Genomic DNA, 13,025 nt, shown 5'->3' with positions numbered 1-13,025 from the left:
CAATTGTTAGGCAATTATTTTTAAAAATCCAAAATATGTTTATCTTTGCTTTCTATGGAAAATACACTTCACGAAAAAGTTTCACAGGATATTTTACTTAAAGCTTACAACCACATGATGCTTGCCAAAGCGATGGCAGATATCTATGAGGAAAACAGAAATGTTTGCAAATATGTACACAGCACTTCAAGAGGACACGAAGCGATTCAGTTGGCGACAGCTTATCAGTTAAAAAAAGAAGACTGGGTTTCTCCCTATTACAGAGACGAAAGTATTTTGTTGGGAATTGGCTTTGAGCCTTATCAGTTGATGCTTCAATTATTGGCAAAAGCTGATGATCCTTTTTCTGGCGGAAGATCGTATTATTCTCACCCTTCGAGCAGAAACGAAAATATGCCGAAGATGATTCACCAGAGCTCAGCGACAGGAATGCAGACCATTCCTACAACAGGTGTTGCACAGGGAATCAAATATATTGAAGATTTTGAATTAGAAAAATTTGAAAATAATCCTGTAGTCATTTGTAGTCTGGGTGACAATTCTGTAACCGAAGGTGAAGTGAGTGAAGCACTTCAGTTTGCAGCTTTACACCAGTTACCAATTATTTTTCTGGTTCAGGATAACGAATGGGGAATTTCTGTAACCAAAGAAGAAGCAAGAACTGTGGATGCATACGATTTTGTTGCAGGTTTTGAAGGTTTAGGAAGAATGAGAGTTGACGGAACCAATTTCGCAGAAAGTTTTGACGTAATGAAAAAGGCTGTTGATTTTGTACGTGAAGAAAGAAAACCTTTGGTTGTCTGTGCAAAAACAGTTCTTATTGGTCACCACACTTCAGGAGTAAGAAGAGAATTTTATCGAGATGAGGAAGACTTAACCAAACACAGAGCAAAAGATCCGGGAGAAATCCTTAGAAAACAGTTGCTTGAATCTGGGACAGACGAAGAATTATTAAAACAAATCACGAAAAAAGCAAGACTGGAAGCAGAAGAAGCTTTCGAAAGAGCACAAAAAGCCGAAGATCCGAAACCTGAAACCGTGATGCAACATATTTTTGCTCCTACTCCTATTACGGAAGAAGTGGGAACGCGTGAGCCTGAAGGTGGCGAGAAAATCGTAATGGTTGATGCAGCGATTCATGCCATTCAGGAGATTATGTGGAAACATCCTGAAGCTTTATTGTACGGACAAGATGTTGGTGAAAGAATCGGCGGAGTGTTCCGTGAGACGGTGACTTTAGGGAAGAAATTCGGAAGTAAAAGAGTTTTTAACACAGCGATTCAAGAAGCATATATCATCGGTTCTACAACAGGAATGAGTGCGGTTGGTCTGAAACCAATTGTTGAAGTTCAATTTGCAGATTATATTTATCCGGGAATCAATCAGTTGATTACGGAGATTTCAAAATCAAATTATTTAAGCAACGGGAAATTTCCTGTAAGCAATATCATCAGAGTTCCGATTGGAGCTTATGGCGGCGGCGGACCATATCACAGCGGAAGTGTTGAAAGTATTTTAGCCAATATCAAAGGAATTAAAATCGCTTATCCAAGCAACGCAGCAGATTTTAAAGGTTTGCTGAAAGCAGCTTATTACGACCCGAATCCTGTTGTCATGTTGGAGCATAAAGGTTTGTACTGGAGTAAAGTTCCTGGAACTGAAGATGCAAAAACCATCGAGCCTGCAGAAGATTATATTTTACCTTTCGGAAAAGGAAAAATCGTTATCGAAGCTGACGAAAACGAAATCAAAAAAGGAAATACAGTGGTCGTAATCACTTACGGAATGGGAGTTTACTGGGCAAAAGAAGCCGTGAAAAACTTCGGCGGAAAAGTAGAAGTAATCGATTTAAGAACCATCATTCCATTAGATGAAGAATTGGTTTTTGAAAGAGTAAAAGCTCACGGAAAATGTATTGTTCTGACAGAAGAACAATTGAACAATTCATTTGCTGAAGCCTTCGCACACAGAATTTCGAAGAATTGCTTTAAATACCTTGACGCTCCTGTTGAAACCATGGGATCTCTAGATACTCCCGCAGTTCCGATTAATTTAATTTTAGAAAAAGAAATGCTTCCAAACGCTGAAAAGCTCTCGAAGAAAATCGACGAAATGTTGAAATATTAAAAATAAAAACCTCTAAAAAACTTTTAGAGGTTTTTTTGTACGGTTTTTGTTAACTTGGTTCTACAAATGTTTATATACAAATGATCACGACAAAATACGTCAATTATAAAAAGGTTCTTAACTTATCCGGATTCCATTTACTCGTCATTTCTTTTTGGTGTACGCTTATCGCTGTACTTTTTCACGTTTTCCATTGGGACTGGATGATCATTCCGTGGGTTCCTGTGGCGCTGATTGGTACCGCAGAAGCCTTTTTGGTTGGTTTTAAAAATAACCAGGCTTATGAGAGATTATGGGAAGCAAGAAAAATCTGGGGTGGCATCGTGAATGCAAGCCGTTCATTTGCTGCGATGGTTTATGCTTTCGAAACTGATAACAGTGAGACAGAAAAATCTGAACTTGATGAACGCAGAAAAAAAATTGTTTATCGACACATTGCATGGTTGTATGCATTCCGCGAGCAAAGTTTGGTTCCTGTAGAATGGGAACATATAAAATTTGAAGAAGATAAATTAAAGAATACGGATAAAAAGAGACACAGAATCATCAGAGCCGGATTTCCAGATTATGGTAGGACACCAATATTCCTGAAAAAATATTTATCTGAAGAAGAATGTGAGCTGCAATCTTCTTACAATAATTTTGCAACTTTTCTAGTTTCACAACAGGCGAAAGACGTGAACGAATTAAAAAACATGAAGGCAATCTCAGATTTTAATCAAATGCAACTTCAGGATTGTCTTACAGAATTTTATACATTACAGGGTCAGGCAGAAAGAATTAAAAAATTCCCGCTTCCCAGACAGTTTGCAAGTACCGCTTTTGTCTTCAATATAATCTTTATTATGCTGCTTCCTTTAGGCTTGGTGAGCGAATTTTCAAAACTCGGTGACTGGGGAATCTGGGTATCGGTTCCTTTTTGCATTACAATTGGCTGGATTTATATCATTATGGAATTGGTAGGAGACTACTCCGAAAACCCTTTCGAAGGATTAATGTTCGATATTCCGATGTTATCCATTTGCAGAAGTATAGAAATCGATCTTCTTCAGATAACAGGCGAACACGACGACCTTCCGGAGCCGATTGCTTCTAAAAATGGTGTTTTGGTTTAAATTACGGCAATACTAATTCAGTGGTGTTTTTCACTTCAGAAATCGTGAAAGAACTTTGTGTACTTGCAATATGCTCAATTGTTGTAAGCTTTGTCAACATAAAACTTCGGTAATCTTCCATATCTTTCACACAGATTTTTAAAATATAATCGTAATCACCACTTACATGGAAGCACTCTGTGACTTCATCCAAAGTCATTACCTCTTTTTCGAAGCGCAATACAAATTCTTTTTTGTGCTGAGTCAGTTTTACATGACAGAGAATAATAAAATTTTTATCAATTTTTGTTTTATCTAAAATGGCCACATATTTAGAAATCACGCCATTGTTTTCCAGCTTTCTGATGCGCTCATAAACTGCCGTTATCGACAGACCTAGTTTGTAAGACAACTCTTTGGTGGTTTGCTTACAGTCTTGTTGTAAAAAAAGGAGCAGTTTTTTGTCGGTTTCGTCAAATTGCATAGAAAAATTTTTGGCTAAATTTATTAAAATTTAAATTAACCAACTTTATATCATCAAATTTTAATTTTTATAGATTTAAAATCTAAATATTAGTTATTATGTTGTAATAAAAAATAAAATGATTCACTTTTAAACAAAAAAAATATGGATCATTTTAATGCAGCAAACGAAATACAGGATTTGCAATATTTTGGAGAATTCGGCGGAGTAAACCCTTCTATTTCAGATAGCTCCACGTACACTTTTCTTTCTGCAAAAACCATGTTTGATACTTTTGAAGGGAATGCTGATGGATGCTATCTTTATTCGAGACATTCTTCCCCAATGAACCTTTATCTCTCTGAGGCATTGGCAAAAATGGAAAACACAGAAACGGCAAATGTGACCGCTTCAGGAATGGGCGCCATCACTTCGGTGCTTATGCAGATTTGTAAAAGTGGCGACCACATTATTTCCAGCAGAACCATCTATGGCGGAACGTATGCTTTTCTTAAAAACTTTCTTCCTCCTTTTAATATCGAAACAACCTTCATAGATATTAATAATTTTGAATCGATTGAGAATGCAATTCAGCCAAACACAAAAATAATTTATTGCGAAAGTGTGAGCAATCCGCTTCTAGAGGTTGCTGACCTTAAAAAACTTTCTGCAATCTGCAAAAAACACAACTTAAAACTTATCGTAGACAATACTTTTTCTCCGCTTTCCATATCACCGCGTCTTTTAGGTGCTGATATTGTCATTCACAGTTTAACTAAATTTATTAATGGTAGCAGTGATACGGTTGGCGGAGTTTATTGTGGTACCCAAGAATTTATTAATGATACAAAAAATGTAAACAACGGAGCCTGCATGCTTCTTGGTCCTACGATGGACAGCTTCAGGTCTGCAAGTATTCTTAAAAACCTGAGAACGCTTCACATTCGAATGAAACAGCACAGCTACAACGCAATGTATCTTGCTGATAGATTTGAAAATGATGGTTTAAAAGTTTCTTATCCAGGTTTACCATCTCATAAAAACCATGAGCTGATGAAAAGTATGATGCAGAAAGAATATGGTTTTGGTGGTCTTCTCACTGTGGACGCCGGAACGACTGAAAAAGCAAACGAGCTGATGGAAATGATGCAGCACGAAAATCTCGGATATCTTGCAGTAAGTTTAGGCTTTTACAAAACATTATTCTCATGCTCAGGAAGTTCTACCTCATCTGAAATACCCGAAGAGGAACGTGAAGCAATGGGAATTTCAGACGGACTCATAAGATTTTCAATAGGTCTCGATCATGACATCGAGCGAACTTATAAAAAAATGAAAGAATGCATGATCAAAACAGGCGTTCTACACCATGAAACTATTTTTACATCTTAATTAAAAAATGCTGTTGAACCTTCAACAGCATTTATTTTTGTAAAATTTGTCATCAAATCTATTTTAAAGAAGATTTTTTATTCTTTTCATACGAAATGCTTTTGGTTTTAGTAAAATAAGATGAGTCTTTGTGAAAAAAATTAGTTTGCCTTTAGATTAAATGCAAGGTTAGACAAAAGGATGAAAAATCGACTTATTTTAAGGATAAACAACGCCACTTCGTTTAGCAAGGAAATACCAATGATTAAACTACGATTCTATAAACTCAAAACAAATAAAAAATATCCTTTACCCTGCCATAAGATAGGAATTTTATCTTTCTTTATATAAGTGAAACGCCTTTGTTTATCGTAAAATTTATAATCGTTTTTGTCAGAAAACCTTAGTTTGTCTTTGCGTTAGAAAACAAAATAAATTCTATTAATTCTTATGAAAATGTTTAGGAAAAGCTTCTTCTGGTTTCATTCTAAAAACGTTGAGTAAAATCCACGATTTCAAAAAACCGTAACCGTAGGAAAACATTTGAATGTAGGTCGAAATAACCGCCATTCCGGCGATAGCAATGTTTTTAGTCACAATCATGGCATGAATTAAAACCATGAAAGTATACAATCCGTAAAACGCTAAAATAATTCCTCTCCCGAGAATAAAATATTCTATAAATCCCAAAAGATAACCCAGCAAAAACAAAGTGGGAAAAGCAAAAGAGATTTTTACATATTTCGGATGTCTTTGATTTAAAATTGGTCTTGCACAGCCAAACTGATACACCTGTTTTGAGAACTTTCCAAAATCGACACGACGTTTATGATACACCGCAATGTCATCAAAAAAAGCTGTTGTAAAGCCATTTTCCCAAAGCGTCATCGACAGATCCGGATCTTCGCCAATTCTCATCTCTGAAAAACCTCCGACTTTTTCGAAAACTTCTTTTTTCACTCCCATATTAAAACTTCTCGGCTGAAATTTTGAAACCGCGTTCTTGTTTCCTCTGATTCCGCCGGTTGTAAAAACCGACGTCATAGAGTAGGAAATCGCCTTCTGCATCAGATTAAAACCTTTGTGTGCCTTATCTGCTCCTCCAAAAGCATCACAGGAAATTGTGAGAATATCTTTTTTGATGTTTTGAATGTAATCTTTCTCCACAATTACATCGCTGTCTACAAAAACGAGCCATTCGTTGGAAGCTCTTTTTGAACCGTAATTCCTTGACAAACCGGGACCAGAATTATCTTTTCTGAAATATTTAATATCCAGAATTCCCTCAAAATTATTGATGGTCGGTTTCAAATCGATCAAAGAACCATCGTCAACAATAATGATTTCAAATGCTTTATCAGTTTGAGAAACTAAAGAATTTAAAAGCTCAAAAAGCTCATCTTTTCGGTTAAATATGGCAACAACGATAGAAATAGTTGGATTCAAATGGAATTTTTTTCAAAATTAATTATTCGTGAAAGAACTTACAAACAGTTTATCGTTAATTAAAATATAAAACCAGAATTTATGCAGTTTAATAAGAACGTTCATAACAAATTGCTTTGCAATGAATCAACATGACTTCTAGTAATGTAATGATGATTTCCAAAAACCTACAGATTCTCTTCAGGAGATACAAGATAGTATTCATCGATGTATAGATCACTTTTCAAGCAGTAAGATGCCATTATTAAATACATAGATAGCTTTTTGAGGCAGATCGATAGTATTCCGAGACAGTAAGATTACATTCTGAATCGAACGGATTGTTTTCTAAGATAGCAAGATTACTTTTCTACGCAGACAGATCGCATTCCGACTTAGACAGATGACATTCCGATATATACAGATGATTTTCTAAGACAACAAGATAACATTCCGACCAACGCAGATCTCTTTCTGGTATTGACAGATCGTGTTCTGGCATGTACAGATCATTTTCCGACACAGCAAGATAATTCCTTACTTATATAAACTGTTTTCCAGAGATGACGGAGTTTTGATAAATAAATTTGATTTAAAATAAATACATAAAACGATCGAAATTGAAAATAGAATAACTGAACAACTCAGTAAAAGCAATTTAAAAAGACTTTTAAAATAATAAAGTCCCAAATGATAGAGTGCAAAAAACAAAACAAAAGAAATAATCAATCCGATAATTGAACAAACAATCAAATTCTGTACAAGATTTTCTGCTGGCAAGAAATTTTTAAATACGAGAAAAAGTAGAATGGCAGATATTAGAAGTAGACTTCCACTCCACCATTCTACAATATATTTTGATTTTTTATTCTGTGCCTCTTTGTCGGTTAAGGATTTTGAGTCAGAAGAACTTCCTAAAAAACTAATTAAGTCCCCAATAAATCCTAAGCCATCAAAAAAATCAAAAGGCATATTTTTAATCTTCTTTATTTTCAATCTTGTGCAACTTCTTTGTTCCCTCATACATTTCATACTGTAAAAATCTGGTTTCCAGTTTTCCGTTGAAAAGTTTGATTTTTCTTGAAGGTCGCAACCCGATTTTCTTTGGTGCATCAAGATCCGAAGAAATAAGCCACGCCAAAGTATTAGGATAACTCGTTTTGAAAGTATCTCCTATTTTCTTGTAGAAATCGTCATCGTTAATTGAAATTCTCTCGTCATAAGGCGGATTGAAAACCATCAACAATGGAAACATATCTTTTTTGGTATCGAAGAAATTTTCTCTTCTTACCTCGATCACATCCTCCATTTCTGCCGATTCTATATTATCTCTTGCAGCATCCAGCGTTCTTCCATCGATGTCATACCCAACGATTTTCCCGTGAAATTCTCTTATTCTTTCGATTCTGAATTCTTTAATTTTAGTAAATAAAGCTTCATCATAATTTTTCCAGTTTTGGAAACCGAATCTTTTTCTGAAAAGCTGTGCAGGAAGATCCATCGCCATCATCGCAGCCTCAATCAAAATCGTTCCGGAACCACACATTGGATCAAGAAAGTTTCCTTTCCCGTCCCAACCAGCTAACTGAAGCATTCCGCTTGCCAAAACCTCATTAATTGGCGCTTCACCCTGTTCTTTTCTGTACCCTCTTTTAAATAAAGCATCGCCCGAAGAATCCAGAGAGATCGTCACCAGTTCTCTATCGATGTGAAGGTGGAATTTGATATCCGGAGATTTTGTTTCGATACTTGGTCTTCTTCCGTATCTGTTCTGGAAAAAATCAACGATCGCATCCTTCATTTTAAAGGTCATAAACTGAGAATGACTGAATCTTTCAGAATTCACCGTAGAATCGATCGCAAATGTTTGATCAACACTCATAAAATCATCCCACTCAAATTTGAAAAGCTTTTCGTAGAATTTTGTTTCGTTGTAAGCTTTAAATTCTTCAATCGGAACCAGGATTTTCAATGCCGTTCTTGCAGAATAATTAATTTTGTAAAGAAAACCAAGGTCGCCTTCGCAATTTACTGCACGATTTTTCAATTCTACATTTTTTCCACCCAGTTTTTTGATTTCTTCACCTAAAACCTGTTCTAATCCGAAGAATGTTTTTATCTGAATTTTTATATTTTCTGTATCCATAAGTTATCATTAAAAGATTTAATTATTTAAAAATCAAAAGATTAGAAAGTCAATTTTTATTATAATTGAATCTTTCAATCCGGCAATGTTAAAAATACATTTCTTTTAACCGCACAAATTTAGTTATTTTTGCATTATGGAATGGTTTGAATCTTGGTTTGATACGCCTTATTATCATTTGCTTTACAATAACAGAGATTATACAGAGGCAGAAAATTTTATTACAAAACTGACACAGGAACTTGAGCTTCCACAATCTTCAAAGATTATAGACCTTGCCTGCGGAAAAGGGCGACATTCTGTTTTTCTGAATAAAATGGGCTATGATGTTCTAGGTTTGGATCTTTCACATCAAAGCATTGACTTCGATAAGCAATTTCAAAATGAAAGTCTGAAATTTAAGGTTCACGATATGCGAAATCCTATTGATTCAGAACCTGTAGATGCTGTATTTAATTTGTTTACAAGTTTCGGATATTTTGATAATGAAGCAGATGATAAAAATGTATTCAAATCGGTTTATAATGTCTTAAAATCTAACGGATATTTTGTTTTAGACTATCTTAACGAAGAATATGTAAGACGAATGATTGTTCCGGAAACGACCGTTCAGAGAGAAGAAATTGATTTTCATATTTCTAAAAAGATCGAAAACAGACATATTATAAAAGATATTCGTTTTGAATCTGAAGGAAAGCCTTATCATTTTTTTGAAAAGGTAAAACTTCACACTTTGGATACGATAAAAAACTACGCTGAAGAATGTGGTTTTGAAAGGATAAAAATTTGGGGAGATTATCAGCTGAACGATTTTCAGAAAGAAATTTCGCCTCGTTGCATCAATTTATTTAAGAAAAAGTAATGATTTTCATTCTATTAATATTAAGCGTAATAGCAGGAGTTTTTCTTGGAAAATTCTTTGGTAAGAAAGAGCAATTTGCCAAAAATTTATTGATTCTAAGTGCAGGTTTTCTGATTACGATCTGTTTAAACGAAGTTTTTCCACAGGTTTACGCTTCAGAAGTAAGTGGTAACTTAGGGATTTTCGTGATTGGCGGGGTTTTGCTTCAAATGATTCTCGAAGCACTTACCAAAGGTTTTGAGCACGGGCATTTTCATCATCATAATGAAAGCAGCAATATTTTGCCGGCTGCATTAATGGTTGGTCTTTTCATTCACGCTTTTATTGAAGGAATACCTTTGGCAAATGAAACAAATCCGCTGTCACCTTATCTTTTAGGAATTTTGTTTCACAATCTTCCGATTTCGTTTATTCTGGGTGCGTTTTTATTTAACAGATCTGGATCGAAAGCATCCTATCCTTCATTATTAATTGTAGCACTTTTTGCGTTGGCTTCACCCATGGGAATGTTGTTGGGAAATTATTTCAATCCAAATTTACAGCCTTATTTCTTAGCCATTGTTGGCGGAATTTTCTTACATATTTCGTCTGTAATCATTTTTGAAAGTAATAAAAATCATAATATCAACTGGTCAAAAATCGGATTGGTAATTTTGGGTGTTTCTTTGGCTTTGTTGATGCATTTGTTTCATTCTCATGATCACGGTCATCATCATTAATTGATTTTATTTAAACTAGAAAATATATCAATTATTGTAAAACACTTGGAAGTCATATTCTGCTAAGCATCATTGAAAATATTTATTCAATTTATACAAGAGTAAAACAAAAAGGCTTCGAAAATAATTCGAAGCCTTTCTTATGTTTAAATAAAATTTCTAATTAGAATTTCCAGCCCAATGTAACGAAGAAATTATTTCTAATATTCTTTACGTCAGATACAACTGAAGATGGAGTTGTTACATCAAAATCTCCTGAATAATATCCTGTATTATAATTTGTAAATTCATATCCTGCAAGGAACGGATTTTTATACTCGGACGTCATATTCTGATAAGCAGCATCGATATAGAAAGATCCGAAATCATATCCTATACCTGCACCAATCGTACTTCTGTCTCCTAAAATAAAATTGCTGTAGTTACTGTCTGCAACGGTTCCTGTATTTGAAAACGCACTTATTGTAGTAGAATCAAACGGACTTGAAGCATATGAATAACCTCCTCTTAAACGTAAAGCCTTTATTCTGTACTCGGCTCCAACCTTTACTTCTGATAAATTTTTATAATTATCGTTGAAAAAAGAATTTAATTCTGTTTCTGCATCACCTTGCACCTGATATCTTGGCTTCGTTAATCCAAGAGTATAGTCTACATTGATCGCGAAATTCTTATTCGGAACAAAAGCACCGCTTATAGTAGCTTTCATAGGAGATCTAAATGATCTGTCTTCAACAAAATTGTCATAGTAAATTCCGTCTCCACCGTCATAGTAATCTCTATAGGCTCTGTCAATTGTCCACCAAGTTGGTGTTTCGATCGATGCACCCAACCTGAATTGATTGCTCATTTTCCCAATAACACCTATACTTCCTGAAAAACCGCTTGAGTTTTCCGAGTAAGGAGTATATTGTTTATCGAAAGTGGTTACAGATTTATCTAAATCCAGACCTAAAACAGCACTGTCATATTGTTCCATATCAACACCGTGCATATTCAAGCTGGCTCCAAAATACCAGGTATTGTTATAATTTGCACCTACACCAACGTTGAATTTCGTCTGAGTTCCGTATCTATTGTAAGCGTGACCCAAATAAGAGAGATTACCAACAACATTATTTCCTCCCTGATCGACTAAACTTTTGGCGATCGTGATGTTAGAATTTCCTGGCGATTCTATATAATCTTCAATTGATGTTGTGGAAATATTCGCAGCAACATTAATAAATTTCCACGGTGTTTCTGTCATCAACTGGAAGGTTGCTACACCATTTACATTACCAACATTTGTTTTGTTGATATTATAATTAATTGACGAACCTGCAAGTGACGATGTATTCTTATTGTTCACAACAGATAGAGTACCCGAAACATCGCCAGCAATAGCAACTCCTATACCTGCAGGGTTTGTAAGCAACGAGGTAGCATCGCCACCGAGAGCTCCATTTGAGCCTACCATTGCATTAAATTTTGAAGATCCTACCATTGGAGTATTTGAGTATACATCAATAGAGTTTCTAATTACTGAAATATCCTGAGCCTGCACAAAAAATGCTGCAGAAATACTCATTATGACTAAAGATTTTTTTAACATTATATTCTTTACAGTTATTGAGTTTTAAATAATTATCTACCACCAGATCTGAAACCGCCGCCTCCGCCGCCGGATCTCATGCCTCCACCGCCAGAAGAACCTCCTGATCTGAAGCCTCCACCGCTGCTTCCTGAATTGAATCCTCCTGATCTGAAGCCACCATTATCATTTGATCTTGGCTGCGATTGTTGATTGTAATTTGGTCTCGTATTATAATTTGGTCTTGTATTATAATTCGGTCTTGTATTGTAGTTAGGATTTCTAGTACCAGATTGATTTCTAAAGCCGCCTGTTGAGCTTCCCTGTCTAAAACCTCCGTTTCCGGATCCCTGTCTGAAACCTCCATTGTTGTTTCTGAAACCGCCTTGTCCGTTTCTAATTCCGGAGTTGTTATTTCCATTTCTGAAACCTGAGCTTGTACCGTTATATTTATTAATACCTACAGTTTTGTTTGTAAATCCTCTTCCATTTGCTCCGCTTCTTCTGTAAACGGGTGCGTAATAACTGTTACCCCAATATCCTGCACCACCGTACCAGCCACCGTATCCGCCATATCCCCAGTAAGGATTGTACGCTCCCCAGTAAGGAGAATTCCATCCCATACCCCAATATGGGTTGTAACCGCCCCAGCCCCAAGAATTACCCAAGCCGAATGACATTCCCATTCCCCAGCCAGATCCCCAATAAGGACTATAACCGCCATACCATCCCCAAGGTGAACCAAAACCCATTCCCCAACCCCAAGAGTTGTCGTAGATGTTGGTTTCATTTCCTGCAAAGTTGCCCCAGTCAGAATCTGTTGCATTGCTGTTGTTAGAATTTACCCAAGAATCATATCGGTTATCGTATTCTGCTGAGTTGATCTGTGCATTCTCTACGATATTCGTTTCGGGATAATAGTCATAATAATCTCCTACTCTGTTTCCTTGATCACCGTTGATGATTACGCCTTCAGGAAGCGTATCTCTATTGGGATCATAATATACTCCATCGGTCTCGCTATAACCTCCTACCTGAGCTCCGCAAGACATTAATAGCAAACCACTTGAAATTCCTAAAATCCCTTTAGATTTTAGCGTCCCAAGTAAATTTTTATGTATATTTCTTTTCATGATAATGTAAAAATTTTTAATTTAAATTATATTTGCAATCTGTACCAAAAATATACCAAATAATTGGTAAGAAAGATCTATCAAAAATAGATTTTTATTTTTAGATTACAAT

At 35.5% G+C, this 13,025-nt stretch carries 11 protein-coding genes; 5 read left to right on the top strand and 6 right to left on the bottom strand.

From position 1 onward, the window contains the following. Positions 1-54: 54 nt before the first annotated feature. Both PGH12_RS18365 and PGH12_RS18360 read left to right on the top strand, forming a co-directional pair. Positions 55-2,127 (top strand): alpha-ketoacid dehydrogenase subunit alpha/beta, encoded by a 2,073-nt coding sequence (locus PGH12_RS18365; protein WP_267598161.1) that lies wholly within the window; start codon positions 55-57, stop codon positions 2,125-2,127. A gap of 80 nt (positions 2,128-2,207) precedes the next feature. Further along, the gene (locus PGH12_RS18360; RefSeq protein ID WP_267598162.1) at positions 2,208-3,242 is read left to right on the top strand and encodes a bestrophin family protein; all 1,035 of its coding nucleotides are present in this window, start codon (positions 2,208-2,210) and stop codon (positions 3,240-3,242) included. Position 3,243: 1 nt separating this feature from the next. Here PGH12_RS18360 and PGH12_RS18355 read toward each other — a convergent pair whose 3' ends face one another. Further along, a complete protein-coding gene (locus PGH12_RS18355) occupies positions 3,244-3,705 on the bottom strand; it encodes an Lrp/AsnC family transcriptional regulator (protein WP_267598163.1) in 462 nt (153 codons plus the stop codon). A gap of 144 nt (positions 3,706-3,849) precedes the next feature. Here PGH12_RS18355 and PGH12_RS18350 point away from each other — a divergent pair, with 144 nt between their 5' ends. After that, positions 3,850-5,076 carry an aminotransferase class I/II-fold pyridoxal phosphate-dependent enzyme gene (locus tag PGH12_RS18350; RefSeq protein ID WP_267598164.1) on the top strand — a complete coding sequence of 409 codons (1,227 nt, stop codon included), beginning with the start codon at positions 3,850-3,852 and terminating at the stop codon, positions 5,074-5,076. Between the two features lie 420 nt (positions 5,077-5,496). On the opposite strand, the gene PGH12_RS18345 is transcribed toward PGH12_RS18350, so the two are convergent. From PGH12_RS18345 to PGH12_RS18335, 3 genes are all read right to left on the bottom strand, one after another. Then, positions 5,497-6,501: a glycosyltransferase family 2 protein gene (locus PGH12_RS18345; RefSeq protein WP_267598165.1), complete on the bottom strand. Its 1,005-nt coding sequence runs from the start codon at positions 6,499-6,501 to the stop codon at positions 5,497-5,499. 516 nt (positions 6,502-7,017) lie between these two features. Beyond that, a complete protein-coding gene (locus PGH12_RS18340) occupies positions 7,018-7,452 on the bottom strand; it encodes a branched-chain amino acid ABC transporter substrate-binding protein (protein ID WP_267598166.1) in 435 nt (144 codons plus the stop codon). Between the two features lie 4 nt (positions 7,453-7,456). Continuing rightward, positions 7,457-8,626, bottom strand: a complete 1,170-nt coding sequence (locus tag PGH12_RS18335) for a THUMP domain-containing class I SAM-dependent RNA methyltransferase (RefSeq protein WP_267598167.1) — start codon at positions 8,624-8,626, stop codon at positions 7,457-7,459. Between the two features lie 136 nt (positions 8,627-8,762). Here PGH12_RS18335 and PGH12_RS18330 point away from each other — a divergent pair, with 136 nt between their 5' ends. Together PGH12_RS18330 and PGH12_RS18325 are read left to right on the top strand one after the other, a co-directional pair. Continuing rightward, positions 8,763-9,488: a class I SAM-dependent DNA methyltransferase gene (locus tag PGH12_RS18330; protein ID WP_267598168.1), complete on the top strand. Its 726-nt coding sequence runs from the start codon at positions 8,763-8,765 to the stop codon at positions 9,486-9,488. Then, positions 9,488-10,207, top strand: coding sequence for a ZIP family metal transporter (locus PGH12_RS18325; protein WP_267598169.1), 720 nt, complete (start codon positions 9,488-9,490; stop codon positions 10,205-10,207). Before PGH12_RS18330 ends, PGH12_RS18325 begins: the two co-directional genes overlap by 1 nt. A 163-nt stretch (positions 10,208-10,370) precedes the next feature. On the opposite strand, the gene PGH12_RS18320 is transcribed toward PGH12_RS18325, so the two are convergent. Both PGH12_RS18320 and PGH12_RS18315 read right to left on the bottom strand, forming a co-directional pair. Then, entirely contained in the window at positions 10,371-11,777 is a 1,407-nt protein-coding gene (locus PGH12_RS18320; RefSeq protein ID WP_267598170.1) for an OmpP1/FadL family transporter, read from the bottom strand. Between the two features lie 56 nt (positions 11,778-11,833). Further along, positions 11,834-12,913 carry a prolyl-tRNA synthetase gene (locus PGH12_RS18315; RefSeq protein WP_267598171.1) on the bottom strand — a complete coding sequence of 360 codons (1,080 nt, stop codon included), beginning with the start codon at positions 12,911-12,913 and terminating at the stop codon, positions 11,834-11,836. Between the last annotated feature and the right edge of the window lie 112 nt (positions 12,914-13,025).

The sequence above is a fragment of the Chryseobacterium sp. CY350 genome (assembly GCF_027945075.1).
GTDB lineage: Bacteria > Bacteroidota > Bacteroidia > Flavobacteriales > Weeksellaceae > Chryseobacterium.
Note: the sequence above shows the minus strand (reverse complement) of the source record. Positions and strands in the feature narration are given on the sequence as shown.